Raw genomic sequence first — 26,272 nt, forward strand, 5'->3', positions numbered from 1 at the left:
CGACGGACGATCCTGCCGACGATGTCGAGACCCACCCTGCCCGATTCGGTGGAACGCCTCCGATTCGCGAAACCGCTGACTGTGCGGCAGATTTCGTCGACTGTGCGTTGATTCTCGTTGACTGTGCGTTTGTTTCGCGAGTAGTGAGGGGGCTTGGCAGTCGCGACTGCTCGGTCGAATGAAGTTTCGTCCTCCTCAGGTCGATCGAAGGGCAGATTGCCCTTCGGTAGTGCTGACGTGGACGCAAATTTTCGAACAGTGGCCCAGTGGCGGATCCGCGAGCGCACAGTCGACGAAAAGCGACGCACAGTCGACGAAAAGGGACGCACGGTCGACGGATGACCGACTCACCCGGCCAGGGCGCGGAGAAAGAACCCGAGGTTGGCCGGCCGCTCGGCGAGGCGGCGGACGAGGTAGCCGTACCACTGCTCGCCATAGGGGATGTACACCCGGACCCGCGCGCCGGCGTCGGCCAGGCGATGCTGCTCGTCGACGCGAATCCCGTACAGCATCTGGTGTTCCCACGTGTCCGGGGACCGTCCGAACTCGCCGGCGAGGATCGCCGCGGCGTCGATCATCGTGGGGTCGTGGGTGGCGACCATCGGATATCCGGAACCCTTCATCAGCACCCGGAGGCAGCGCAGGTAGTTGTCGTCGACCTGTCGGCGCTCGACGAAGGCGACCGCGGCCGGTTCGGCGTAGGCGCCCTTGCACAACCGGATTCGGGCTCCCGACGACGCGAACTCGGCGCAGTCGTCCTCGGTGCGACGCAGGCAGGCCTGCAGCACGGTGCCGGTGTCCGGGAAGTCGTGGCGCAACGACCGCACGATCGCCAGCCGCTGATCGACGGTGGCGTGGCTCTCGGCGTCGACGGTGACCAGGACGCCCAGCCCGTCGGCCGCCTCGACGATCGTCCGCGCGTTCTCCTCGGCGATCTTCGCGCCGTGCTCCGGCAGACCCAAACCCACCGCGGTGAGCTTCAGCGACACCTCGAGGGATCCGGGAGATGTCGCACCGAGCCCGGACATCGACTCGAGCAGTGCGAGATACGCACCCACCGTCGCGTCGGCCTGGGATTCGTCGACGGTGTCCTCGCCCAGGAAGTCGACCGTCACCGCGATCCCGTCGTCGACTTCGCTTTCGACCGCGCTCATCGCGGTGGCGATCGATTCGCCCGGGACGAACCGGCGGACCACCTTCTCGGTCACCGGCCATCGCTGGGACGCGTCCCTGATCCGTTCGCTGCGCGACGCCGCAACGATCGCCGGCCGCAACACGGTGTCGAAGACGGAACCCATCAGATCCCCGTCCAGTCGGCCACCATGTGCGGGTACGTCGACGTGGTGGGCGGGGTGAAGGTCTCCTTGATCGTCCGGGTGGACGTCCACCGCATCAGGTTCTGCTTCGATCCGGCCTTGTCGTTGGTGCCCGACGCCCGGCCCCCGCCGAAGGGCTGCTGTCCGACCACCGCGCCGGTCGGTTTGTCGTTGACATAGAAGTTGCCTGCGGCGTTGCGCAGACGATCGGACGCCAGCGCGACAGCGGCGACGTCGGTGGCCATGATGGAGCCGGTCAGTGCGTACTGCGCCGTCGAATCCACCAGCCCGAGAATGCTCTCGTAGTCCGCGTCGTCGTAGACATGGACGGCGAGGATGGGACCGAAGTACTCCGTCGCGAACGCCTCGTCGGTCGGGTCGTCGGACAGCAGCACGGTGGGCCGCACGAAGAATCCCTCGCTGTCGTCGCAGTCCCCGCCGACCGCGACGGTCAGCGACGCCGACGACTTGGCGCGATCGATCGCCGCGACCTGCTTGTCGAACGCGCGCCGATCGATCACCGCACCACCGAAGTTCGTCAGGTCGCGGACATCTCCGTAGGTGAGTTCGGCGGCCTCGCCCAGGAACTCGTCGCCCATCCGGTCCCACACCGATCGTGCGATGTAGGCCCGCGATGCTGCCGAACACTTCTGTCCCTGGTACTCGAAGGCGCCGCGGGACAATGCTGTTCGCAGAGCATGCGGTTCGGCCGAGGCATGCGCGACGATGAAGTCCTTGCCGCCGGTCTCGCCGACGAGGCGCGGATAGTTCCGGTAGTGCTCGATGTTGGCGCCCACCTCGCGCCACAGATGACGGAACGTCCGCGTCGACCCGGTGAAGTGGATGCCGGCCAGATCCCGGTCGGCGAGCACCACATCCGAGACGGCCGCGCCGTCGCCGTGCACGAGGTTGATCACGCCCGGTGGCAATCCGGCCGCCTCGAGCAGAGCCATGATCAGCTGCGCCGAATAAGCCTGCGTGGGCGATGGTTTCCACACGACGGTGTTGCCCATCAGGACCGGAGCGGTGGGCAGGTTCGCGGCGATCGCGGTGAAGTTGAACGGGGTCACGGCGTAGACGAACCCATCCAGCGGGCGGTGGTCGAGCCGATTCCACACCCCCGGTGACGACTCCGGTTGTTCGGCGAGGATCTCGCGGGCGAAGGCGACGTTGAACCGCCAGAAGTCGACGAGCTCGCACGGGGCGTCGATCTCGGCCTGCTGCACCGACTTCGACTGACCGAGCATCGTCGCCGCCGCGATCCGCTCGCGCCACGGCCCGGCCAGCAGTTCGGCGGCGCGCAGGATGACCGCCGCGCGGTCGTCGAAGCTGGTGTGCGCCCAGTCGTCGGCGGCGGCGCGGGCCGAATCCATCGCGGCGCGGGCGTCGTCGTGCGTGGCGTTGGTGATGAAACCGAGGACCTCGCGGTGCGCATGAGGCTGGACGACGTCGATTTGTTCGCCCGCACCGAGGCTCAGGTGACCACCGATGATGTGGGGAAACTCGCGCCGGCCGGCATGGGACTGCCGCGCCAGCTCGTCGACGATGCGCGCGCGCTCGGGCGAACCGGGGGCATAGCTGTGGACGGGTTCATTGGACGGTTGAGGGGGAGTGGTGATGGCATCCATGGGTCCAGTCCACCGTCCAACGCGACGTCGCGATATGGCCGATCGGCAAAGCTCCGCGTCGTAGTCTTGTCCACATGGACAAGGTCGGTATTGCGCTCGGACGGCTGGTCCTCGCCCTCGACCAGACCGTGGCGACCTTGGTCTCGTCTCCGCGCGGACTGGATGCCACGGTGACGACGCTGGCCATGGTCGACACCGACGACATCCACTACGGACTGGGGCGCGCCGCGCGTTCGGCCGAGGTGTTCCTGCTCGTCGGGCTCGCCGACGAGGTCGGTGTCGAATGGCTCGCCGGGCTCGGCGCACACCGGCCGGTCGCCGTCCTGACCAAGAACCCGAGTCGCACCCTGATCGGTCTCGCCGAACGCCTGGGGGTCGCGGTCATCGCCATCGACCCGCACGCACGCTGGGAACGCATCTACAACCTGGTCACCCGCGTGCTCGACGCCGGTCGCGCCTCGACCGTCGACGGCGAGTCCATGGAGTCCGGGAACACCGGTGACCTGTTCCAGCTCGCGGGAGAGGTCGCCCGGCGGACCGGTGGTCTGGTGAGCATCGAGGACGAGCACGCTCACGTCCTGGCCTACAGCTCGGCGGGCGAGGAGGCCGACGAGTTGCGCCGGCTGTCGATCCTGGGGCGCGAGGGACCACCGGAGATGCTGGCCTGGCTGCGGGACTGGGGCGTGATGGACGCGCTGCGGAAGTCCGCCGGCGTCGTGAGGGTCGACGCACGCGCCGACCTGGGACTACGGCCGCGTCGCGCGATCGCCATCCGTCCGGCATCGGGCCGGCAGACCGGATCTGCCGACGTCATGCTGGGCGTCGTCTGGTTGCAGGAGGGGTCGCGTCCGCTTGCTCGCGACACCGACGAGGTCCTCATCGGCGCCGGAGCGGTGGCTGCCCGGGTGATCGCGCGGCGTCGTTCCGCCGGCTCCGACCACGATGAGCGGGTCCGGCGACTCCTCGGCGTGGGCGGAGAACCGGTCGACACAGATCATCTCGCCGCCCAGCTCGGCATCGACCCGACGGCCGCGGCGACGATCGTGGGTTTCACGACTCCCGACGGCGTCCGCGGGGGCCAGGTGTCGGCACTCATGTTGCACGCCAGCGCATTCAGTCCGCCCTCGGTGACGGTCACCATCGGGGACCGCGCCTATGTCGTGCTGCCCGGCGTCGCGCTCGACGACGCCGTCTCCTGGGCCCGGGTCGCCGTCGACGCCGCCGACCGTCAGTTCAATCTGGCGGCGCGTGCCGTGGTCGCGGGACCCGACAACATCTCCGGCGCAACCGATCTGAGGCTCTCGATCGACCGCGTTCTCGACGCCGCGGACCGGGAAGCCGACCTGATCGACGCTGTCACCACCGTCGAGCGATCCCGCACCGGTGTGCTGTTGGGCGAGATCATCGGATTGCTCTCGGAGAACCCCGATCTCGTCGACAGTCGGGTCACCGGCCTCGCCGATCTCGACGCCCGCAGCGGCAGCGATTTCACGGCTTCGCTGCGCGCCTACCTCGACCATTTCGGAGACGTCCGTGCGGCGGCAGCAGCACTGCACGTCCACCCGAACACGTTGCGCTACCGCATACGTCGAATACAGGCGCTCACCGGGATGGATCTCGACGACCCGTCGACACGTCTCGTCGTGGCGCTGTCGCTGCGTGTCCGGTGAGAGCCGGGACGCACGAGGGACTCCGGACCGCCCCGGCACCGGACATCCGATGGGTACCGTGGCGTCCATGCCCTCCTCGTCGAAGTCCCTGTCCGACCTGGCCGGTTCGCGGGTCGTCGTCACCGGTGCCACCAACGGCATCGGGATGGCCACCGCCGGCGCGCTCGCCCGGGCCGGTGTGCGGGTGGTGCTGGCCGTGCGCGACACCGACCTCGGCGCCCGGCGCGCACGGGAATTCGGTGGCGACTGCGAGGTGCTGCGGCTCGATCTCGCCGACCTCGCCTCGGTCCGGGCGTTCGTCGCGGAACTCGACGGTCCCGTCGATGCGCTCGTCAACAACGCCGGGATGTTTCCCCACCAGCGCAGGACGACACCGGACGGGTTCGAACTGGGTATGGGCACCAACTTCCTCGGACCGTTCGCCCTGACCAACCTCCTGCTGCCGCGCATCAGCAGACACGTAGTGTCCGTGGGTTCCGAAGGTCATCGTCGCGCGCGCATCGACCCCGCCGATCTCGATTATCGGCGCACTCGCTGGTCGGCGCCGCGGGCTTACACCGGTTCCAAGCTCGCGGTCATGCTCTGGGGTCTGGAACTCGACCGACGGTTGCGCGACGTCGGGTCACCGGTGACCTCGATGCTCACCGACCCGGGCTGGGCCGCGTCGAACATCTCGAACAAGCCGGGGCTGGGAGCTCTGCACCGGGTGGCCCAGGGGCTCGCGGGGGTGGTCGGCAACGACCTCGACGCCGGTGCGGCGCCCACGCTGCACTGCCTGACCGAACCGGTCCCGCCGGGCAGCTATGTGGGGGTCGACGGGCTGTGGGGACTGCGCGGCCGGCCGGTGCTGTCGGGCCGGGCCCGCACCGCGTGCGACTACGATCTGGCGGGCCGTCTCTGGACCGAGGCCGAGACCCTCACCGGCACCCGGTGGCCACTGGGGTGAGCGGAGGAGTGTCGATGTTCTACGTCGACCCGGCCGGTGTGGCGCTCGATGGCGCCGAACCGTCTGATCACGTCGTCAGACCGGAAGGCCGGTCGCCGAGCCGGTTCGACAGCTGGGTGGTGAGCTCACGCGCGTAGTCGAGCTGGCGTTCCAGCCTGGCGCCGGCATGTCGCGCGCGTTCCCGGAAGTCCGCAAGTGTCTCCAGTGCGGCCCCGCGATCCGCCGAAGAGGCGTCGGCGTCGTCGAGGACGCCCTCGGCGTTCAGGAGCTTGCGCATGTCGTCGAGGGTGAACCCGAGCGGTTTCATCCGTCGGATGACGAACAACCGATCGACGTCGGCACGTGTGTACAGGCGGAAGCCCCCGGCGGAGCGGGCCGACGGGATGACGAGACCGACCTCGTCGTAGTGGCGGATCGTCTTGATGGACAACCCGGTTTCCGTTGCCACCGCGCCGATCTGCAGATGTCCGGTGGTGTCTGCGCCATCGTCGGTCACGACCCGTCCTCCCTGCCCCGTCAGCTTTCGCCGCCGAGCTGTCCGCTCAGACGTCTGTGACGTTCGGCGCTGTGGTCGTCGAGGCCGACTATGGTTGCGGTCTTGCCCTTGGCTGCGTACTTGGTGGTGACGGCGTCGAGGGTGGCCACCGTCGACGCGTCCCAGATGTGTGCGCCACTCATGTCGATCACGACGTTGTCCGGGTCGTCGACATAGTCGAACTGGTAGACGAGGTCGTTACTCGACGCGAAGAACAGTTCACCCCGAACCGCATAGACGCGAGTGTCCGGATCGGGATCGGCGACATCGACCACGTCCGTGAAGTGCGCGACCCGGCGTGCGAACAGCACCATGGCGGTGAGGACGCCCACGATGACGCCGTAGGCGAGATTGTGGGTGGCCACGGTGACGACGACGGTCGCGACCATCACCGCGGTCTCACTCTTCGGCATGCGCCGCAACGTCTTCGGGTTGACGCTGTGCCAGTCCAGGGTGCCCACCGACACCATGATCATGACGGCGACGAGCGCGGCCATGGGGATCAGGGCGACGATGTCGCCCAGTCCGACGACCAGGATGAGCAGGAACAGTCCGGCCAGGAACGTCGAGATGCGGGTGCGGGCCCGGGACTCCTTGACGTTGATCATCGTCTGGCCGATCATCGCGCACCCGCCCATCCCGCCGAAGAGGCCGGTCACGATGTTCGCGATTCCCTGACCGGTGGCCTCACGTGTCTTGTCCGAATGGGTGTCGGTGAGGTCGTCGACGAACTTGGCGGTCATCAGCGACTCGAGCAGCCCCACGAGTGCCATGGTGAATGCGTAGGGAGCGATGACCGACAGCGTGTCCCAGTTCAGCGGGACGTCGGGGAAGAACAACGTCGGCAGGCTGTCGGGCAGTTCGCCCTCGTCGCCGACATCGGGGACGGAGAACCCGGCCGCGAGGGTGACCGCGGTGAGCAGCACGATCGCGACGAGCGGCGACGGGATCGCCGAGGTGAGTCGCGGGAGGCCGACGATGATCACGAGCCCGGCCGCGACGAGCGGATACACCAGCCACGGCACGCCCAGCAGGTGCGGAAGCTGGGCGGTGAAGATCAGGATGGCCAGCGCGTTGACGAATCCGACCATCACGCTGCGCGGGATGAACCGCATCAGTCGGGCGACGCCGAGCGAGCCGAGGATGACCTGGATGACGCCGGCGAGGAGCACAGCCGCGATGAGGTGGTCCAGGCCGTGACTGGCGACCAGAGGAGCCACGACGAGCGCCACCGCGCCGGTGGCGGCGGAGATCATCGCCGGACGGCCGCCGACGATCGCGATCGTCACCGCCATCGTGAACGACGCGAACAGGCCGACCCGCGGGTCGACCCCGGCGATGATCGAGAACGAGATCGCCTCGGGGATGAGCGCGAGCGCGACGACGAGGCCGGCGAGAACCTCGGTGCGCAACCGTTGTGGGGAGCGAAGGGTCGCCAACACCGACTGTTGTCGGGCAGGGGTCAGCACCTCGGCAGACATCGGCGTCTCAACTTTCGCGCGAGATCCGGCGCGCGGTGTCGCGCTCCGGTGGTTTGGTTTCGCCGTCGGCGCCGACACCTGTGGGGCGCCGAGAACGGCTGTCGCGCAGAACGTTCCACACCCCGGCGAGGTGTGGGCGATCACGATGACCGATGGCGGCTCCGGCGGACGCGCCAACTCTACCCTTACGGGAGGGTAGAGATGCAAACGGGCACGACGGGCGCGACGACACGTCCCCCGGTGACGTGCGGCGGGGGACGTGTGGTCGGTCGCGTGATCTAGAGGATCGTGAGCATCTCGTTGTAGGTCGGCAGCGGCCACAGATCGTCGGCCACGATGGATTCGAGTGTGTCGGCGACCTCGCGGACCGTGGCCATGGCCGGGATCAGCGTCTCCAGCGCGTACTTCGACTCGTCGAAGGTGGACTCGCCATGCATCCCGGCGATGCCGGCATCGAGCGCCGCCAACCCGTCGTGGAGGGAGCTGATCAGCCCGGTCAGTTCCTCGAGTAGCGGTGTGGGAGCTTCGATCCCGGCCATCTTGAGTGATGCCGCGGTGCCGGCCAGCTCACCCTGGTAGCGGATCGCCGCCGGCATGATCATGGTCTTGGCGATCTCCGCGGTCTCCTTGGCCTCGACGAGCAGCGTCAGCGCGTAGTACTCGAAGATGACGTCCTCACGGGCCTCGAGCTCGCGGGCCGACAGCACGCCGTACTTCTGGAAGATCTCGATCACCTCCGGTGAGGTGTACTCCGTGACCGCGTCGACCGTCGTCCGCAGGTTCTTCAGCCCGCGGGCGGCCGCCTCCTCCTGCCATTCGTCGGAGTAGCCGTTGCCGTTGAAGATGACGGCTCCGTGCGAGTTCACGATCTCCTGCAACACCTTCTGGACGGCGTCGGCGAGGTCGAGTCCGTCGGCGAGGAGCTTCTCGAGGTCCGCGGCGATGACGTCGAGGGAGTCGGCGAGGATCGTGTTGATGGCGACCATCGGATCGGAGATCGACTGGTTGGAACCCGGTGCGCGGTACTCGAACCGGTTGCCGGTGAACGCGAACGGACTGGTGCGGTTGCGATCACCCGGATCGGCCTTGAGGGGCGGGAGCGTGTCGACGCCCAGCTCGATGACGCCCGCGGCCTTGGAGCCGGTGGCGCCGCCCTTGGCGATCTGCTCGAACACGTCCATCAGCTGTTCGCCGAGGAAGATCGAGATGATCGCCGGCGGAGCCTCGTTGGCGCCGAGCCGGTGGTCGTTCGACGCCGAGGCGACCGCGGCCCGCAGGAGTCCGCCGTAGAGATGTACCGAGCGGATGATCGCGCCGCAGAAGGTCAGGAACTGCATGTTCTCGTGCGGGGTGTCGCCCGGGTTGAGCAGGTTGCCCTGATTGCTGTTGCCGAGCGAGAAGTTGACGTGCTTGCCCGAACCGTTGACGCCGGAGAACGGCTTCTCGTGCAGCAGACACTTCATGCCGTACTTCTCGGCGACGGCCTTCATCGTGGTCATCATCAGTTGCTGATGGTCGTGCGCGAGAACCGACCGTTCGAACACCGGCGCGATCTCGAACTGGCCTGGCGCGACCTCGTTGTGTCGCGTCTTCGCCGGGATCCCCTGTTTGAACAACTCGCGGTCGAGTTCGATCATGAAGGACAGCACGCGTTCCGGGATGGCGCCGAAGTAGTGGTCGTCGAACTCCTGACCCTTCGACGGCGGGGCGCCGAACAGGGTCCGGTTGCAGGTCATGAGATCCGGGCGCGCATAGAAGAAGTGCTCGTCGATCAGGAAGTACTCCTGCTCGGCGCCGGCATAGGACACCACGGTGTCGACATCGTCGTGCCCGAACAGCCGGAGCAACCTCATCGCCTGCTTGCTCATGGCCTGCTGGCTGCGCAGCAGCGGGGTCTTCTTGTCGAGGGCCTCACCGGTCCACGAGATGAAGATCGTCGGGATGCAGAGGGTGTTGCCGTTCGGGTTCTCCAGGAGGTAGGCGGGACTTGTGACGTCCCAGCCGGTGTAGCCGCGGGCTTCGAAGGTCCCGCGCAGGCCGCCGTTGGGGAAGCTCGACGCGTCGGGCTCGCCCTGCATCAAGGTCTTGCCCGCGAACTCGGCGAGGGACGCGCCGGTGGAGTCGGGTTCGAGGAACGAGTCGTGCTTCTCGGCCGTGAACCCGGTGAGCGGATAGAAGACGTGGGCGTAGTGGGTGGCGCCCCTCTCGATGGCCCAGTCCTTCATCGCCACCGCGACGTAGTCGGCGAGGGTGGGGTCGAGTGCGCAGCCGGTGTCGATGGTCGCGGCGACCGCCTTGAAGACGTGCTTGGGCAGCCGCTTCTTCATCACCGACAAGCTGAACACGTTGCGCCCGAACGTGTCTGCCAGCGGTTCGGCGAAACCGGGCGCCGACACGTCGTAGGTCGTCACGGCCTCGATCGCCTGCCGGCGGGACATGCTGCCACTCATGGATACTCCTGGATGATCTCGGCCCCCACGTGCGCGGGGGTCGCACGACGACGTCGCTACGCCGGTGTCGCAGATGCGAGCGACTCGACGCTATGAGCTGGGTGTATGCGTCCGATTGCACCCATGTGACGCTGAGGAAAACTAGTGGTCGGAAACCGGTTGAGGCAGCGTCGGTCCCGGCGTCCGCGGCCGGTACGGGCTATCGCAGCGTCGCGTCGTCGCCCATCACGGCACCCTCGCGACGCGGATCCGCGCCGCCGATCCAGCCGCCGTCCTGGCGGAGCAACGCGCTGAGTCCGCTCGACTGCTCTTCCACCGAGACCTCGGCGCCGCGTTCGCGTAGGCCTCGGACGAGCGGATCGTCGGCGCCGTCGTCGGCGGTGTCTACGAGCGGGTGCTCGCCGCCGACGTTCGACGTCGGGGTGTTGGCCGAGCCGAAGTCGATCATCGACACGGCCTGCTGGGGATCGAGGCCCCAGTCCAGCATCCCGACGATCGTCTTGATCACGAACTGGATGATCACCGACCCGCCGGGGGAGCCGAGCGCCGCGACCACCTCGGCCGGGGCCCCGTCGGTGCCGGGCTGCAGGACGAGCGTCGGCGCCATCGACGACCGCGGCCGCTTGCCGGGCGACACCCGGTTGGCGAGCAATGCGCCGTCGTCGTCCCGGGGCTCTGCGGAGAAGTCGGTCAGCTGGTTGTTGAGGAGGAAGCCGTCGACCATGTGGTAACTGCCGAAAGCGGATTCGATCGTGGTGGTCATCGTGGCGACGTTGCCGTAGCGGTCGGCGACGGTGATGTGGCTGGTCCCGTGTTCGGGGCCGGCATACGACCCGAGGGGTACCGGGCCGAGGTCGCCCGCCGGCGCCTCGCCGAGTGAGGACTCGGGCTTGATGAGCGCCGCTCGCGACCGCAGATAGGCCGGGTCGAGGATGGTCGCCACCCCGCGCCCGGGCAGCGGGACGAAATCGGGGTCGGCGACGTACTTGTCGCGATCGGCGTAGGCGAGGCGCTCGGCCTCGGTGACGAGGTGTACCGCGGCCGGGTCGGGACGTCCGCCGTCGGTGTCGACATCGGTCGGCGGCATCGACGGGAGGTCGAAGTTCGCCAGGATGCCCAGCGCCGACGCCACGGCGATCCCGCCCGACGACGGTCCGGGCATCGCGACGATCTCTCGTCCGCGATACGTCGTGACGACCGGCTCCCGCACGATCGCACGGTAGTCGCGAAGGTCTTGCACGGTCATGAGGCTCGGTGTCATGCCGCCCTCGGTGCTGCCGGCCTCGGCGACGATGGCCTGGGCGAGCGGCCCGTCGTACATGGCTCCGGCGCCGTCGGTCGCCAGCGCACCGAGCGTCTTCGAGTACGCCGGGTTGACGAGCCGGGTGCCGGCCGGCTTGGCCGTGCCGTCGGCGGACAGGAAGTACGCGCGTGTATCCGCGTTGACGGCGAGCTCGGCCGCCGACGCGGCGATCGCGGTCGCGAGCCGCGGACTGATGTCGAAACCGTTGTCGGCCAGCTGTACTGCGGGATCGAACAGGTCTCGCCATGCGTGGCCGCCGAATTCACCGTGGACCATCTCGAGCATCCGCAGCACGCCCGGCACGCCGATGGACCGACCCGACGCGCGGGCACTCGGCACCGGCGGTGCGGGATCGTCCGGGCTGATCCGGGCCAGATAGGTCTCGGTGGCGGCGGCCGGCGCCGTCTCGCGACCGTCGAAGGCCCGCACACTCTTCGACGCCGCGTCGTAGTAGAGCGCGAAGGCGCCACCACCGATGCCGGAGGACTGCGGCTCGACGAGGCCGAGCACCAGCTGCGCGGTGACCAGGGCGTCGGCGGCGGTGCCTCCGTCGCGCAGGACCTCGCAGGCCGCACGGGTGGCGAGCGGATTCGCGGTTGCCGCCGCGTAGGTTTCGGTGACGACGGGTCTCATCCCCGTGCGAAACCCCGAGGCCACCTCGGGTCTGGTGGCGATGTCGGTCGGTGCGGCGGACACGGCCTCGGCTTCGATCATCTCCCCGTTGGGGATCTCGGCGCAGGTCACCGGACTCGCTCCCGGTTCGGCCGGATCGCCGCCGCAGGCGGTCGTCAGCAGAGCGGTGGCCGTCACCACGGCCAGAGCGCGCACCACCAGTGAGATTCCGCGACGTGGCGTCATCGACCAAGCGTACTGGCCGGTCGACCGCTCGTGACGAGAACCGGGTCGAGGTGTTCAGGAGAGTACGGCCACGCATAGGGTCGACGGGAGGGCCGCGCCGACACGGTCGGCCGAACGAGACGAACGGGGAGAATCGTGGGAGTGGTACGGCATCAGGCGAGGATCGACGGGCCGCGCGAGAAGGTGTTCAGCTACGTCGACGGCTATCAGAACGTCAGCGAATACCTCTTCGGCGTCACCCGCTTCGAACCCACGACCGATCAGACGAGCGGCCTGGGCGCGACGTTCGCGGTGTCGATCGACGTCGGTCCCAAGACGCTGAAGTCGGTTGTCGAGTGCACCGAGTATGTCGAGAACGAACTCATCACGCTGGAGGCGATCGACGGATTCGCGGCGAACACCACGTGGCGCTTCGCCGACGCCGATGGCGGCTCGGCGACCGACATGGACGTGGAGGTCACGTACACGTTGCCGGGCGGGATGGCGGGCAAACTCCTCGGCAAGGTCGTGGGACCGTTTGCCGCACAGGCGGTCCGGCAGACCGAGGCCACCATCGGCAAGAAGGTCCGCGCCACCGGCTGATCTCGCCGGTTCAGCCCGCCTCCACGTCGGCGGGCTCGGGTATCCGGTTGGGCAGGTGGCGCGAGAACAGCAAGGCCAGGACGAGAAGGCCGAACACGACGAACAAGGCCTGCTGCAGCGCTGCGATCTGCGACTCCGCGTACACCTGGGACACCGTTTGCGCGGCATCCGGCGAGCCACCCGCGTCGAGGACGATGGTGCGGGCCTCGTCGGCGGAGATGATGGGTACGCCCGCATCGTCCACGGCCGCGACCACACGTTGCTGGTCATCGGGTGAGAGGGTCTCGGACTCGCTCACCGCCGACACGAAGCCCGACGAGAGCATGAGCAGGAAGACCGAACCCGCGACCGCGGTGCCGAACGACGAACCCAGGTTCTGGAAGGTGCCCTGCAGGCCCCCGACTTCGGAGGTGTCCTTCTCCTCGACGGCGGACATGTTGACGTTGCCCAGTTGTGAGGCGAGCAATCCGAAGCCCGCGCCCACGACGAACATGCCCGCGGCGAAGGCGGCGCTGCGCAGGTCGGTGCCCACCGAGGCGATGACCAGAAGTGTCCCGAGAGCCATCGTGATCTGCCCGCCGCGCGCGATGAACCGGGCGGATCGTCGTGCGGTGAGCCAGGATCCGAGTATCGAGAAGATGACGAGGCCCACCGAGAGCGGCAGGATCTTCACCCCGGTCTGCAGGGCGTCGCGTCCGAGCATCGTCTGCAGGTACACCGGGACCACGAAGAAGAGCGCGGCGATCGCGAAGTACTGCGCGAGGAAGCCGCCGAGCCCGCTGCGCAGTGCGGCGATCCGGAACAATTCGACGCGCAGCAGCGGTTGCCTGCCGGAGTCGGCGAGGGCACGTTGGCGCAGGACGAACAGCCAGAGGACGACGACCCCGAGCAAGAGCAGGTATGCGACGGGCGAGACACCGAGGGGAGCGATCTCGTTGCCGCCGAACTCAGGTGGATGCTGCGGCTTCAGCCAACCCCACGTCTTCGACTGCAGGACGCCGTAGACGACGAGCGCCAGGCCACCGGCGGATGCCAGGACGCTCAGCGGGTCGATACGCACGCTCGGGTCACGGGGTCCATCACGAATCAGTTTGGCCGCGAACAGGACCGCCACCATCACGACGGTCTCGGCGACGAACACGTAGCGCCACGACAGGTAGGTGGTCATCACCCCGCCGAGCAGCGGGCCGACCGCGGCGGCGAGCCCGGTGACCGCGCCCAGGATCGAGAATGCGGTGACACGCGCCTTGCCGGTGTAGTTGATGGCGGCCAGCGAGGCGATCGCGGGGATGACGAGGACCGCACCCAGCCCCTCGACCAGTGACCAGCCGATCAGCAGGACGGTCAGGTTGGGGCTCAGCGCCGTGGTCAGCGAGCCGATGCCGTAGATGACGGCACCGATCTTGAAAGCTCGTGCCCGGCCCATCAGGTCGCCGAGCTTGCCGCCGGTCAGCATGAAGGCGGCCATCGTCAGCGCGTAGAAGGTGATCGCGGCCTGCATGCCGGTGATCGAGGTCCCGAGGTCGTCGGCCACCACCGAGATCGACACGTTCATCACGGTGCTGTCGAGCACCATGACGAACTGTGAGACAGCCAGGATGATGATCACAGACCATGAGCGCACGGCAGTCTCCTCAGATGTGGTGAGCGCTCTGATCTTTGCAGCTTCGGCCCGTCACTGCGCGGGATTGAGCATCGGCACGAGGAACTGGCGCGCCACCGTGGCGAGCTGGGCATCGTCGGTGATGTCGACGACGCGGCTGGGCACGGTCAGGAACGACGCCGACACGCGGACCATCATCTCGGCCACGAGGTCGACGTCGAGCAGGTCGGAGATGTTGCCCGCCAACTGCTCTCGACGCAGCTGTGCGGCGACGAAGTGCTGGACCGTCGCGAGCAGCTTGCCGTCCCCGCCGATCATCGATTCGATGAGCATGCTCGGTTCGGCGTCGTTGATCTCACCGATCAGCGGGTTGCCGGAGATGGCACGCAACGAGCCGACGAATCCGAGGACCACGCGGTCGGCGACGGTGTCGGCACGGGGGATCTCCGCACGGAAGCGGTCGAAGTAGCGCCGGAACTCGCGCAGCACCACCTGGTCGACGAGCGCGTCCTTGGTGGCGAACTTGCGGTACAGGGTGACTCTGGTGACGCCCGCGCTCTTCGCGACCTTCTCCATCGGCGTGCGTTGGACGCCCAGTCGGCAGAACAGTTCGAAGGCCGCGTCGAGGAGGCGCTCGGCGGTGGGATCGGCCGCCTCCTCCGACGGTGTCGAGGACTCGAGGAATGCGCGCTGGAGGAGTGAGCTCGACAGCGAAGCCCCGGACGACTGCGTGGTCACCTGGTCACCCCCTTCTACTCATGATGACGGCATGAGCTTCCATGATCGCAAAATCGGCGAAACAGGTGTGTCCTGGACCACCTGGTGGTAACAATGATACAAGGATACGTTGTTTGTCACATTGATACATGGAAGTGATGGGACGGGGTCATGGAAGATCTGAACAGACGAAATCTGATACGCGCCGGAGGTGCCGTCGGTGCTGCCGGAGCGGTGGCGGCGCTCTCACAGACGACGCCGTGGACGTGGTCACCGGCGAATTCGGTGCCCGGTCGCGGTCGTGGCGCCGATCCTCGCCAGCTGTGGGACGACGAGGCGGATCCGGTCATCGCCAAGGTCATCGACAGCGGGCAGGTGCAGAAGGTCAACCGGCTGCTGCGCACGTGGCATCGTAACTCGCAGCCACTGCCGGCCGGCCTGCCCTCGGAACTGCGCGACTTCATGGAGCACGCGCGGCAGCTGCCGTCGTGGACGGACCAGGCCAAGCTGGCCGACGCGGTCCGCTTCAACCAGAAGCGCGGAACCTACCTCGGTGTCCTGTACGGCTTCGCCAGCGGCATGATGAGCACCGTCATCCCGCGTGAGGCCCGGTCGGTCTACTACTCGAAAGGTGGGTGGGACCTCAAGGACCGCATCACCAAGACCGCGAAGCTCGGTTACGACATCGGTTCGCTCAACGCCTACCAGCCCGGCGGCGAGATGATCGTGACGTGCGTCAAGACGCGTATGGCCCACGCGGGAGTGCGGCACCTCCTGCCGCAGTCGCCCCACTGGGTGCACGGGGCGACGGAGAAGAAGCCGATCAGCCAGGCCGACATCATGGTCACCTGGCACAGTCTGCCGACGACGGTCATGCGCAACTTCGACAAGTGGAACGTCCCCATCGCCGCCGACGAATCCGCCGGATTCCTGCACTCGTGGCAGATCACCGCTCGTCTGCTGGGCGTCTCGGACGAGTACATCCCGGCGTCATGGTCCGCCGCCGACTCGCAGGCGCAACAGGTGCTCGATCCGATCCTGGCCCCGACCCCCGAGGGTCGCAAGCTCGCGGACATGCTGCTCGATCTCGGCATGAACCTCGATCTCTCGCTGATCTCGCGCGGCGTCCTGGGAGCCCTCACGAGGTTCGTGCTCGGCGACCAGGTGGCGAACTGGTACCAGATCCCGCGCGAGCCCGTGTGGAGCCCGCTGCTCGAGACGGCGTGGGGTCCGTACGTGCAGATCCGCGAGGGCCTGCTCAACGTCGGCATGCCGCGCGAGGCGTACTGGCTGTTCGACGAGTTCCTCCGCCAGTTCGTCCTCTTCTACATGTCCGAACTGCGGATGCCGATCAACATCGAGATCCCGGTGATCAACAACCCGAAGTACAAGTAGCCCACACCTAGTCGGCGGACACCTTCTCAGCCCCCGCCGACTCACCGACTTCCACCGCCCGGTCCTGCTCCTTCTTGTTCCGCTTCGGCAACAGGGGGATGCGGGGCCGGGCGGTCAGCCATTTGCTGAACGGCAGGCGCAGGAGGAGGTCGACGAGCGCAAGTGATGCCGCGAGCACCAGGGCGATCAAGATGATCGAGCGCAGGACCGCCGAGTGCGGGAACCAGTCGAAGAGTCCGCTGAGGAATCCGACGCGGCCCAGGATGTCGAGGATCAGCGGGTGAACCGCGAAGACGCCGAAGGCGCGCAAGGTGGCCTGCGACACCAGCCGTCCGCCGGCCGGTCGGCCGGCGGCGCGTCGGTCGTCCCAGACCAGGCCGATCAGCCACAACAGGGCGAAGCCGCCGATGTACCAGGGCAGCGACACGGGGTTCCAGGCCGTGTTGGCCTTCCACGGCACATTGCCCGGCGACGTGGCCAGCAGGTAACCCGCGATGCTGAACGCCGCGCAGCCCGCCGCGACCAGAACGACCGTGGCCATGTGCTCGCGGAGCCAGCGGTCGACGGCCTCACGGTGCTGCGCGGCCAGTACGCCCATGGCGACGAAGAGCGCATACATCGGGAGCGTCTTCCACATGTGCTGATAGGCGACGTCCCACGCGTGGCCGGAAGGTCTCGGGAGGTACTGGTAGACGACGAACACCAGGAGCTGGATTGCGGTCCCGCCGGCCAGCAACAACCACGGGCGTTTGCGGCCGCGCTCGAAGATCCAGGAGATCAGCGGGAAGAACAGGTAGATCTGCATCGAGATCAGCAGGAAGTACAGCTGATACTTGCCCTCGCCCACGAGGAGGTCGTGCGCGAGCCGGGGCAGCACCTCACGGGCGGGTGGGAACGGGTTGTCCACGAGGATGAGGTGGTCGGTGACCGTGTAGATCAGCGTCCAGGCGAGGTAGGGGCCGACGACCAGCCCGAAGCGGCGCCGCCAGAACTGCCACGGCGACATCTGCCGGCCCTGCATGCTCAGCACGAGGACATACAGCGTCACCGCCACGAAGCCGTATCGCGTCAGGTGGCACAGGGTGCCCACCAGATTCGCTCCGCGGATCTCGTCGACCCCGCCGTTGATGGCGTTGACGCTGTGTGCCACGACCACGAAGGTGAACAGCACGACCCGGACGAAGTCGGCGGTGTGCGCTCGTCCACGCGGCTTGGTCGCAGCCGGGGGAGGACCCGACTCGGCGGGACGGGGTGCGGCGGCGGGGCCCGGCGTCTCGGCAGCGGTGGCTGTGGTCTCGTCGTCGTCGGCGGTGCGCGCCGACCCTGATGCCGCGTGCACCAACGAAAAGACCTCCCCGGGTGAAACGGTGGAACGTATGCGGTAAGCAGTGTACGGACAGGAACGGGCATCAACCCCAGCGCCGGGGTGTCTCGAGTGGCGACGATCACAGGCAGCAATGTCCGGTTCTCGATCCGACCCCCCGATGCTCGCCTGTGGTTCCGCCACCGACGTCACAAGCCATCGGGGATGTCCCGCCGACTGCCGATGCCGAGCTTCCGGAATCCGCGCGCCACGTGGTTGCGCACCGTCGTGGGGGCGAGGCCGAGTTCGGCGGCTATCTCCGCTGCCGTGCGGCGTCGGGCGTACAGACGCAAGATCTCGAGTTCGCGACCGGTCAGACCGGCGGCCGACGGTTCCGGACTTCTCGCTTCGCGTAGCTGTCGCACGATCCGCTCGCGGACCGCGGCGGGGGTGGCCGTGCGGAAAGGGTTGTCGTCCCCAGACACCAGCGCGGCGACCACCGACAGCGACAGATCGTCCGCCACGGAGTGTCGCGCGATCCGGTCGTATCCGGTCGCGATGCACGCGGCGGCAGCCTCGGCCCGTCCACGATCCCACTCGATGAGTGCGCGGGCCGCGTCGCCGTGATGGTCGCCGATCACCGCGGCCGAGGGCAAGCGCTCGGCGTCGGCCAGCATGACGCCGGCGCCGTCGAGGTCACCCGAAGCGGCGAGGGTCATCGCCAGCCAGTGCTTGGCGATACGTTCGTCGCTGCGGTGTCCGCTTCGGGCGAGAAGCTCGGCCGCGCGGGTGCCCGACGTCGCGGCCGCGTCGAAATCGGCCGCGCGAAAATGGATCTCGGAACGGATGGTCGCCAGCCATGCACGCATCCGCAGGTCGCCCAGCGGCGTCGTCGACGCGGCGAGTCCGAGTTCGCGCTTCGCGGCCCCCGGATCGTCCTTCGAGAGCAGTGCGCGGGCCCGCATCGCGTGGAGTTGCGCGACCGACAACCCTTCGTCCTCTGCTCGGTCGGAGTCCGGGAGGAGGGCGCCGATGTTCGGGTCCGCTGCCAGGTCAGAAGCGAGGAACCACGTCGCCCACGCGGCGCCGCGAACGATCGGGTCGTCGTTGTCCTGCAACACACGCCAGGGTGTCTCGGCGTCGGGCCGGCCTGTGTACGTGTCGATCAGGGCTTCGACAACTCGTCCGAGCGGTTGGTGCGGTCCCGGGATCGTTCGTAGCTCCTGCCGCGCGGCGTCGGGGTCGGCGCCCTTCAGGAAGGTCGAGACAGCCGCAGCGACGGCGATCGCGGGTGTGTCGAACGGAAGCTGGGCTCGCACTTGCGCGAGCCGGGAAGTGATCTCAGGGCTGGATCGAGTGCCCAGCGCGAGAGCTCGGGCCCAGGCGAACCCGGCCTCGGCGCTCGGATCCGACTTCCAGGCGGTGGCGGCGAACCGTTCGGCGGAGTCGGGATCACCAGACCGCAGGTGAAAAGCGCCGGCGGCCAGCAGGTCGGCGGTGCTCACCGGTTGTCCGAGGTCGAGGCCCCACGACGCGCGCATCACGGGCGTCGTCGCGGCCGCGTGGAGCAGTTCGGCCAGCCGGCGACGACGCGCGGGGGTCATCGACCGCTCGACCGCAGCGGCGACCAGTGCGGACGCGGCCCGGGCGCCGGTCGCGTCGGTGGTCACGAACTCGTGATCCTCCAGGGTGATGATCGCCTCGTGACTGCCGAGTCGGGCGACGCACTCCCAATCGAGCATTCCGGCGACCACGACGAGCGCGAGAGCCTCCGAGCACTCTCGGGGTAGACCGGACAGTCGGCGCCGAACGGTTTCGGCGATTCCGTCCCCGGGGTCGTCCGCGCGTGCGAGCGAACAGATCAGCTCCGGGTTTCCGCCCGCTTGACCGACGTCGGCTCGTGCGCCGACGAGGTGACCCAGCACGGCCGATGCCGCGTCGTCCAGCGGCCCGAGCGTGAACCCGGCCCACCGGTTTGTCCGCAGCAGTTTGGTGATCGATTCCGGCACAGCGTTTTCTGTGATGGCGGCACCGAGCAGTCGGGTCGGTCCCAGGTCGGTCAGCGCCATCAGGAACTCCAGGACGGCCGGGTCTGCGCGATGGATGTCGTCGACGACCACGAGGGTCGGGAGGTCTCCTCCTGCGGTCAGGGCATGCCGGAGGGCGTCGACGGGGTCCTCGGCACCGAAGCGGGCGTGCAGCGCGGGGAGTGACGACGGGAGGGTCACGACCTCGCGGCGCCACGAGCGTCGACCGGAGTCAGGAGAGGACAGTTCCGCGAGAAGTCGGGACTTGCCGACACCGAACGGCCCGGTGACCAACACCCCGTCGTGGGTGTCGAGCATCCGGGTGAGCTCGTGGACTTCGGCATCGCGGCCGACGAACGGTGGTGGAACGTGGCCGGGCCCGGACAGGCCGGTGAGGCAGATGCCGGCGGGGGTCCGGCGGAGACAGTCCGCGGGGAGGTGGCGGCGCAGACGGCTGAGGACGGTCCGCACTGCGGCGTCCGGGTGCTCCGGCATGTCCAGAGGCCAGATCCCGGCGGCGAGGTCCTCGGGGCTCAGCCCAGTGTGGCGGTGTCGGAGCAGCAGCGTGAGGGCGCGTTGTGCGGTGGGGCGCATCGGGATCGGGTGACCGTCGGCGTCGAGCAGCGCCACAACGGGAGAGGTTGTGTACGCCACCGCTCGACGATCGGTGATCATGGTCGGGGCTCACCTCCGGTGGCGTTTCCATGACTGATTTCCGGTTGATCAATTATTGATCATGACTCGTGGTCCGGTGTGCTCGAGGGTGATCACATGCGAAAAATGGCGATACTCATGATCTGTGCAGCGCTCTGTTCACTCGGCTGCATTCTCGGAGCCGGGCTGGCCCTCACCTGGAACAGCGGGCCGTCGGCGCTCGCCGCGGGGGTGTGCGCCGTCGTGGCAGGGGGTGTGGCCGTCGTGCTGGTGGGGCGGGTGCGCGCGCAGAATCGGCGGCAGGGGACCAACTACACGATCTTCACCATCTGAGGCACGTCGTCGACGGCGGATGCCGCTCGCGTAGACTCCGGCTGTCGGGAGCCGCGCCGACAAGCCTTGCGCGGCGCGCCTTCGTAGCTCAGGGGATAGAGCAACCCTCTCCTAAAGGGTAGGTCGTAGGTTCGAATCCTACCGAGGGCACCAACCAGGCCGGTTTCGTAGCTCGTGGCCGCGGTATCGGGCTATGTCTCCGCAGCGGACTTCGCGAACCTCCGGCGGTAGACCAGCGGCGAGACACCGACGCTCGCGGCGAAGTGGTGACGGAGCAGCGTCGCCGACGTGAAGCCGACCCGCCGTGCCACCTCGTCGACGCTCGCGGTGGTCGACTCCAGCAGGTTCTTCGCCGACAGCACGCGCTGCTCGGTCAGCCAGCGGCGAGGCGAGATCCCGACCTCGTCGACGAACCGTCGCGCGAAGGTCCGTCCCGACATGTGCATGCGGGTCGCCATGTCGTCGATGCTGATGTCTCGGTCGAGGTTCGCCGTCATCCAGGCGAGCAGCGTGCCGAACCCCTCGTCGGTGCATGCCGGTACGGGTGCCTCGACGAACTGACGCTGACCGCCGTCGCGATGCGGTGGCACGACCATCCGCCGCGCGATCCGGTTGGCGACCGCGGGTCCCCAGGCCTCCCGGACCAGATGCAGCGACGCGTCTATCCCCGCGGCGGTGCCCGCGCTCGTGGTGACGGGGCCGTCGTCGACGAAGAGGACGTCGGTGTCGACCTGGGCGCGCGGGAACATGCGCGCGAGGTCGGTGCCGTAACGCCAGTGGGTCGTGCACCGGCGGTCGTCCAGGAGGCCGGCCGCGCCCGCGACGAAGGCGCCCGAACAGACGGTGAGCACTCGGCCGCCGCCGTCGACGACCGTGCGGATGGTGTCCAGGATCTCGTCGGGGTAGTCGCCGCTGATGCTTCCCCCGGGGATCACAACGAGATCGACGTCACGGCACTCGGCGAGGGTGTGCGACACCTGGAGCGAGACCCCGTTGCCCACGCCGAGTGACGATCCCGGTTCCGGCGACGCGACCCGGAAATCGAAGGCCGGGACGCCGTCGTCGGTGCGATCGAGGCCGAACACCTCGTGGACCACTCCGAACTCGAACAGTGCGACGCGTCCGTAGAGGAGGACGCCGACGGATTTCAACACCAACCCAGTATGGCAGATAATTTGCGAACAATGGCTTTGCTGCCACTGTTGGCGGAAATGTGGTGGGCGCAGGATAACTGCCATGACACTCATCTTCGTTCTCGCACTCGTCGTCATCGCCTCGGTCGCCGGCACCGCCGGGGTGCTGACTCTCACCGCGCGTCGGACCCCGGCCGGCCAGCGGACGCCGGGCCAGCGGATCTCCGACTGGTTCACCCGCGATTCCAGGCGCCCCTACGGCCCCGACTCCGAACGGGTCGCCGCGGAACTCAGCATCCTCACCCGCCGGTACGATAAGCTCGTCTGACGCCTCGGCCGTTGCGCTACCGTTGCGGTCGTGAGTTCACAGACTGTCCTCGTGACCGGCGCGACCAGTGGCATCGGTGCCGAGGTCGCTCGTCAGTTCGTCGCACGGGGGCATCGGGTCTACGGCACCACCCGCAACCCGGACGCCGTGCGCAACCCATTGCCGGGCGTCACCTATGTCCGTCTCGACAACGCCGACTACGAGTCCGCCGAGTCGTGTGCGGCCCTGGTCGGCGAGGTCGACATCCTGGTCAACAACGCCGGCGAGTCCCAGGCCGGGTCGCTCGAGGACACCCCGATGTCGGCGGTCGAGGATCTGTTCCGCGTCAACGTCTTCGGGCCGATCGCGCTGACCAAGGCGGTGTTGCCCGGCATGCGCCGGCGGCGTCGTGGCACGGTCGTCATGGTGGGGTCGATGTTGTCCAGCTTCCCCGTCGCCTTCCGGTCCAACTACGCCGCCACGAAGTCGGCGCTCAAGGCGTTCGCCCTCGCGTCGCGACGTGAGCTGGCGCCGTACGGGATACGGATGATCAGTGTCGAGCCGGGCACGATCGCCACCGGCATCGGAGACCGTCGGAGCATCTTCATCGGTGACGACTCGCCGTACCGGGCCGAATACGAGACGCTCGCCGCCGCGACCAGGCGCAACGAGGATGCGGGCATCAGCGCGCAGAGCATGGCCACCCAGATCGTCGACGCCGCACTCGCCGAACACCCGAAGCCGTTCTATGCCAAGGGTAATCAGGCCGGCGTGGTCTTCCTGCTCCGACGGCTCGCGCCGAGGCAGCTCATCCTGGACATGACCGCCCGGAAGCACGGGCTTCCGAAGGTGAAGATCTGACCGTGCGAATCACGCTGCGCGTCATCGGGATCGGACCCGGTGGGCCACGTCAGATCACGCTGCAGGCCATCGATGCGATGGCCGACGTGGACACCTTCCTCACCCTCGAGAAGGGCACCGCGAAGAGCGGTCTGCTCGACGCCCGTCGCGCGATCCTCACCGAGCATGCGCGGGAGGGCCATTCGCTGGTGGAGATTCCCGATCCGCCGCGCGACCGTGAGCCCGCGGACTACGACGCGGAGGTCCGGCGCTGGCATGCCGCGCGTGCCGATCTGATCGCCACCGCGCTGCGCGACGAGGTCGGCGACGGCGGTGTGGCCGCCTTCCTCGTCTGGGGTGACCCCGCACTCTACGACAGCACGCTGCGGATCGTCGACGATCTCGCCGCCCGTGACGATCTCGACCTCGTTGTCGAGGTCATTCCGGGTGTGACAAGCGCCAGCGCACTCACCGCGGCGCACGGCATCGTGGCCAACCGTGTCGGCGAACCGATCCACACGACCACCGGTCGACGCCTCGCCGACACTCCTGCGGGTGCCGACGCCAACCAGATCGTGATGCTCGACGCCGACCTCAGTTTCCGGCACACCGCCGACCCGGACGATCACATCTGGTGGGGCGCCTATGTGGGCACCGACGACGAGATCCTGATCAGCGGCAGAGTCAGCGAGGTCACGGACCGGATCGTCCGAGAGCGCGCCGCGGCCCGGGAACGGATCGGCTGGATCATGGACATCTATCTGCTGCGCAAGGCGCACTGAGGAGTCTGACCCCGCTCATCGAGGTGGACACCCTCCGCACCTGTCCGCCAGATGCCGCACTTCGTTGCGCTGGACGCCACGACACGCGACATCTGCATATGTCGAACGCACCGGGAATGGTGACGATCCCCACCGACTTGGTCTGGTCGAGTCCGGGGATGAGGGCGCTCGCAGCGGCGGGCCCGCAGATCTCCATGCGCGCGTCCCGCGAGAGCAGACCCAGCGACAACGCCGCGTCCACCTCGCCGCGCCGAACCCGCAACTCGTCGTGCGCTCGGCGCCCGGCGAGCGAGGTGGTCACCATCGCACCGCCGATCAGGATTCCGGCCGTCGGGATCACGGCGATCCCGCGGGCGGGAAGCACTCCGATGACGAGGAGTGCGGTGACGATGACGATCGTCGGAACCGCAACGGGACCCGCACACCACGCGATCCCGACGAGGCCGGAGCGGTCCGGGTTCACGCGCCGGGCCGACGTCCACGCTGCCGCCGACGCCATGAGCAGAACGAACAGGGCGGATGCCCACAGATGGGGGATGACCGCCGCCAGCACCGCGGCCAGCGCGGCGAGTTGTGCGACGGCACGTAGCACCGCCACCATCGTCTCGGTGGCCAGGCCGGACCGGCGGTTGACCACCACCGCGGCCACCGCCAGCAGTACGACGACGACAATCAGCGCCGGACCGATCTGTACGACCGCGTCGCCGACTCCGTTCACGGTCTCCAGGTCACCAGATCTGCTGCAACGCGGCGAGCATCTCGTCGCGGATCTCGCTGCGGCAGATGACGAAGTCCGGCATGTACGGATGCCGGTTGTTGTAGACGATCTCCGACCCGTCGAGTCGACTGCAGTGCAGGCCGGCCGCCAGGGCGACTCCCACCGGCGCCGCGTTGTCCCACTCGTATTGGCCGCCGGCGTGGACGTAGGCGTCGGCATCGCCGCGGACGACGGCCATCGCCTTGGCCCCGGCCGAACCGACCGGCACCATCTGCAGACCCAGACGGTTCGCCACGTAGCTGGTCTCGTAGGAGCCGCCCCACCGGGAGGTGACCAGGCGGCGGGTCAGCTCGCCCGCGGTCCGTGCGACCGTGTCCGAACGAAACAGTTCACCCGTCGCGGGCAGGGACACCGACGCCTCGGTGACGATCCCGCTCTCGGTCAGGGCCACGTGTACGGCCCAGTCCGCTGAACCCGCGGCGAATTCCCTTGTGCCGTCCAAGGGGTCGATGATCCACACCCGAGCCGCGGTGGCCCGGTCGCCGACGTCGGCCGCTTCCTCGGACAGCACCGCATCGCGTGGCCGGTGTTTGCGCAGCACCGTCGAGATCCACGCCTGCGCAAGCGCATCGCCCACGTCGCCGAGCATCGCCCCGCCGAGCAGATCACCGGACCGGATTCCGAGAAGTACCTCTCCGGCTCCCTGCGCGATCCGGGCAGCCAGTTCGGCGTCGGAAAGTCGGGAGTTCATCCCACAACTAGAGCACACTGGTGGCATGCCTGAGCTTCCAGAGGTGGCCGCGATCGCCGACTACGTCGACGGCCGTGCGGCCGGACTCCCGATCCGACGGGTCGACGTCGCGTCGCTGTCGGTGCTGAAGACCGCCGACCCGCCCTACACGGCGCTGATGGACCGGATCGTCGAATCCGTCGGACGTGTGGGGAAGTACCTGGTCATCCGTACCATTCCGGGTTCGGCGGCCACCGCGTCAGAGCCGTTGCTGCAGCTGGTCATCCATCTGTCGCGGGCGGGGTGGGTGCGATGGAGCGAGGACCTGTCGCCCAAGCCCCTGCGTCCGGGCGGGAAGAGCCCGATCGCCCTGCGGGTGCACTGCGGGTTGCCCGGTGAGGGATTCGACGTCACCGAGGCCGGCACCCAGAAGCGGCTTGCCGTGTGGCTGGTCCGTGAGCTCACCGAGGTCGAACGGATCGCGGGTCTGGGACCCGACGCGCTCGAACTGACTGCCGAACAGTTCGCGGAGATCCTGTCCGGGACGACCGGCCGGATCAAGAACGTACTCACCGACCAGCACACCATCGCCGGGATCGGCAACGCGTATTCCGACGAGATCCTGCACACCGCACGCCTGTCGCCCTTCGCGTCGTCGAAGACGCTGAAACCCGACCAGGTCGCCACGCTCTACGACGCCATGCGTGGCGTTCTCACCGATGCGACCGGACGGCTGGAAGGCCAGGCCGTGGCGCGGCTGAAGTCCGAGAAGCGCACCGGTCTGCGCGTGCACGCCCGCACCGGCCTGCCGTGTCCGGTGTGCGGCGACACCGTCCGCGAGGTGTCTTTCGCCGATCGGTCCTTCCAGTACTGCGCCACGTGTCAGACGGGTGGGAAGGTGCTGGCTGATCGGCGGATGTCGCGGTTGCTGAAGTAGGTGTCCGGCCGGCCGGGAGCCCGG

General features: G+C 68.1%; 22 protein-coding genes and 1 tRNA gene. 10 read left to right on the forward strand and 13 right to left on the reverse strand.

Annotated features, from left to right (window positions below; all coding sequences use genetic code 11):
* Nucleotides 1-347 precede the first annotated feature (347 nt).
* A complete protein-coding gene (locus KTR9_RS07000) occupies nt 348-1,298 on the reverse strand; it encodes a proline dehydrogenase family protein (protein ID WP_014925805.1) in 951 nt (316 codons plus the stop codon).
* Nucleotides 1,298-2,944 carry an L-glutamate gamma-semialdehyde dehydrogenase gene (gene pruA, locus KTR9_RS07005; RefSeq protein ID WP_014925806.1) on the reverse strand — a complete coding sequence of 549 codons (1,647 nt, stop codon included), beginning with the start codon at nt 2,942-2,944 and terminating at the stop codon, nt 1,298-1,300. The genes KTR9_RS07000 and pruA overlap by 1 nt, the downstream gene beginning before the upstream one ends.
* Nucleotides 2,945-3,018: 74 nt before the next feature.
* On the opposite strand from pruA, the gene KTR9_RS07010 reads away from it, so the two are divergent.
* Both KTR9_RS07010 and KTR9_RS07015 read left to right on the forward strand, forming a co-directional pair.
* Nucleotides 3,019-4,614, forward strand: a complete 1,596-nt coding sequence (locus KTR9_RS07010; RefSeq protein ID WP_014925807.1) for a PucR family transcriptional regulator — start codon at nt 3,019-3,021, stop codon at nt 4,612-4,614.
* Between the two features lie 49 nt (nt 4,615-4,663).
* Nucleotides 4,664-5,560 carry an SDR family NAD(P)-dependent oxidoreductase gene (locus KTR9_RS07015; RefSeq protein WP_014925808.1) on the forward strand — a complete coding sequence of 299 codons (897 nt, stop codon included), beginning with the start codon at nt 4,664-4,666 and terminating at the stop codon, nt 5,558-5,560.
* A gap of 67 nt (nt 5,561-5,627) precedes the next feature.
* Here KTR9_RS07015 and KTR9_RS07020 read toward each other — a convergent pair whose 3' ends face one another.
* The 4 genes from KTR9_RS07020 to KTR9_RS07035 all read right to left on the reverse strand — a co-directional run bounded on the left by KTR9_RS07020 (nt 5,628) and on the right by KTR9_RS07035 (nt 12,187).
* Complete coding sequence (locus KTR9_RS07020) at nt 5,628-6,056, reverse strand: MerR family transcriptional regulator (protein WP_014925809.1); 429 nt, start codon at nt 6,054-6,056, stop codon at nt 5,628-5,630.
* Between the two features lie 20 nt (nt 6,057-6,076).
* On the reverse strand, nt 6,077-7,576 hold the full coding sequence (locus tag KTR9_RS07025; RefSeq protein ID WP_014925810.1) for a SulP family inorganic anion transporter: 1,500 nt from the start codon (nt 7,574-7,576) through the stop codon (nt 6,077-6,079).
* 278 nt (nt 7,577-7,854) lie between these two features.
* Nucleotides 7,855-10,026, reverse strand: coding sequence for a glutamine synthetase III family protein (locus tag KTR9_RS07030; RefSeq protein WP_014925811.1), 2,172 nt, complete (start codon nt 10,024-10,026; stop codon nt 7,855-7,857).
* Nucleotides 10,027-10,225: 199 nt separating this feature from the next.
* The gene (locus KTR9_RS07035) at nt 10,226-12,187 is read right to left on the reverse strand and encodes a gamma-glutamyltransferase family protein (protein ID WP_044506123.1); all 1,962 of its coding nucleotides are present in this window, start codon (nt 12,185-12,187) and stop codon (nt 10,226-10,228) included.
* A 135-nt stretch (nt 12,188-12,322) separates the two neighbouring features.
* Here KTR9_RS07035 and KTR9_RS07040 point away from each other — a divergent pair, with 135 nt between their 5' ends.
* On the forward strand, nt 12,323-12,769 hold the full coding sequence (locus tag KTR9_RS07040; RefSeq protein WP_014925813.1) for an SRPBCC family protein: 447 nt from the start codon (nt 12,323-12,325) through the stop codon (nt 12,767-12,769).
* A gap of 10 nt (nt 12,770-12,779) precedes the next feature.
* Here KTR9_RS07040 and KTR9_RS07045 read toward each other — a convergent pair whose 3' ends face one another.
* On the reverse strand, nt 12,780-14,393 hold the full coding sequence (locus tag KTR9_RS07045; RefSeq protein ID WP_014925814.1) for an MFS transporter: 1,614 nt from the start codon (nt 14,391-14,393) through the stop codon (nt 12,780-12,782).
* 51 nt (nt 14,394-14,444) lie between these two features.
* Nucleotides 14,445-15,110, reverse strand: a complete 666-nt coding sequence (locus KTR9_RS07050; protein WP_014925815.1) for a TetR/AcrR family transcriptional regulator — start codon at nt 15,108-15,110, stop codon at nt 14,445-14,447.
* 150 nt (nt 15,111-15,260) lie between these two features.
* Here KTR9_RS07050 and KTR9_RS07055 point away from each other — a divergent pair, with 150 nt between their 5' ends.
* Nucleotides 15,261-16,484 (forward strand): oxygenase MpaB family protein, encoded by a 1,224-nt coding sequence (locus KTR9_RS07055; protein WP_014925816.1) that lies wholly within the window; start codon nt 15,261-15,263, stop codon nt 16,482-16,484.
* 7 nt (nt 16,485-16,491) lie between these two features.
* Here KTR9_RS07055 and KTR9_RS07060 read toward each other — a convergent pair whose 3' ends face one another.
* Together KTR9_RS07060 and KTR9_RS07065 are read right to left on the reverse strand one after the other, a co-directional pair.
* The gene (locus KTR9_RS07060; protein ID WP_014925817.1) at nt 16,492-17,823 is read right to left on the reverse strand and encodes an acyltransferase; all 1,332 of its coding nucleotides are present in this window, start codon (nt 17,821-17,823) and stop codon (nt 16,492-16,494) included.
* 173 nt (nt 17,824-17,996) lie between these two features.
* Complete coding sequence (locus KTR9_RS07065; RefSeq protein ID WP_014925818.1) at nt 17,997-20,489, reverse strand: LuxR C-terminal-related transcriptional regulator; 2,493 nt, start codon at nt 20,487-20,489, stop codon at nt 17,997-17,999.
* Between the two features lie 105 nt (nt 20,490-20,594).
* Between KTR9_RS07065 and KTR9_RS07070 the strand changes: the two genes are divergently transcribed.
* Together KTR9_RS07070 and KTR9_RS07075 are read left to right on the forward strand one after the other, a co-directional pair.
* Nucleotides 20,595-20,801 (forward strand): hypothetical protein, encoded by a 207-nt coding sequence (locus KTR9_RS07070; RefSeq protein ID WP_148281155.1) that lies wholly within the window; start codon nt 20,595-20,597, stop codon nt 20,799-20,801.
* Between the two features lie 77 nt (nt 20,802-20,878).
* A tRNA-Arg gene (locus tag KTR9_RS07075) sits at nt 20,879-20,954 on the forward strand.
* 38 nt (nt 20,955-20,992) lie between these two features.
* Here the strand turns inward: KTR9_RS07075 and KTR9_RS07080 are convergent.
* Complete coding sequence (locus tag KTR9_RS07080) at nt 20,993-21,955, reverse strand: GlxA family transcriptional regulator (protein WP_014925819.1); 963 nt, start codon at nt 21,953-21,955, stop codon at nt 20,993-20,995.
* Between the two features lie 82 nt (nt 21,956-22,037).
* Between KTR9_RS07080 and KTR9_RS07085 the strand changes: the two genes are divergently transcribed.
* The 3 genes from KTR9_RS07085 to cobF are packed head-to-tail and all read left to right on the forward strand — an operon-like array spanning nt 22,038 to nt 23,863.
* Nucleotides 22,038-22,262, forward strand: a complete 225-nt coding sequence (locus KTR9_RS07085) for a hypothetical protein (RefSeq protein ID WP_044506128.1) — start codon at nt 22,038-22,040, stop codon at nt 22,260-22,262.
* A 30-nt stretch (nt 22,263-22,292) separates the two neighbouring features.
* Nucleotides 22,293-23,102 carry an SDR family oxidoreductase gene (locus KTR9_RS07090; protein WP_014925820.1) on the forward strand — a complete coding sequence of 270 codons (810 nt, stop codon included), beginning with the start codon at nt 22,293-22,295 and terminating at the stop codon, nt 23,100-23,102.
* A 2-nt stretch (nt 23,103-23,104) separates the two neighbouring features.
* Nucleotides 23,105-23,863 carry a precorrin-6A synthase (deacetylating) gene (gene cobF / locus KTR9_RS07095; protein WP_014925821.1) on the forward strand — a complete coding sequence of 253 codons (759 nt, stop codon included), beginning with the start codon at nt 23,105-23,107 and terminating at the stop codon, nt 23,861-23,863.
* On the opposite strand, the gene KTR9_RS07100 is transcribed toward cobF, so the two are convergent.
* Together KTR9_RS07100 and KTR9_RS07105 are read right to left on the reverse strand one after the other, a co-directional pair.
* Nucleotides 23,829-24,581: an ABC transporter permease gene (locus tag KTR9_RS07100; RefSeq protein ID WP_014925822.1), complete on the reverse strand. Its 753-nt coding sequence runs from the start codon at nt 24,579-24,581 to the stop codon at nt 23,829-23,831. The two genes, cobF and KTR9_RS07100, sit on opposite strands and share 35 nt — an antisense overlap.
* 10 nt (nt 24,582-24,591) lie before the next feature.
* Nucleotides 24,592-25,332 (reverse strand): 3'(2'),5'-bisphosphate nucleotidase CysQ, encoded by a 741-nt coding sequence (locus KTR9_RS07105; protein ID WP_010843598.1) that lies wholly within the window; start codon nt 25,330-25,332, stop codon nt 24,592-24,594.
* A 25-nt stretch (nt 25,333-25,357) separates the two neighbouring features.
* Between KTR9_RS07105 and KTR9_RS07110 the strand changes: the two genes are divergently transcribed.
* On the forward strand, nt 25,358-26,248 hold the full coding sequence (locus tag KTR9_RS07110; protein ID WP_010843599.1) for a DNA-formamidopyrimidine glycosylase family protein: 891 nt from the start codon (nt 25,358-25,360) through the stop codon (nt 26,246-26,248).
* Nucleotides 26,249-26,272 lie beyond the last annotated feature (24 nt).

The organism is Gordonia sp. KTR9 (assembly GCF_000143885.2).
Taxonomy (GTDB): Bacteria; Actinomycetota; Actinomycetes; order Mycobacteriales; family Mycobacteriaceae; genus Gordonia.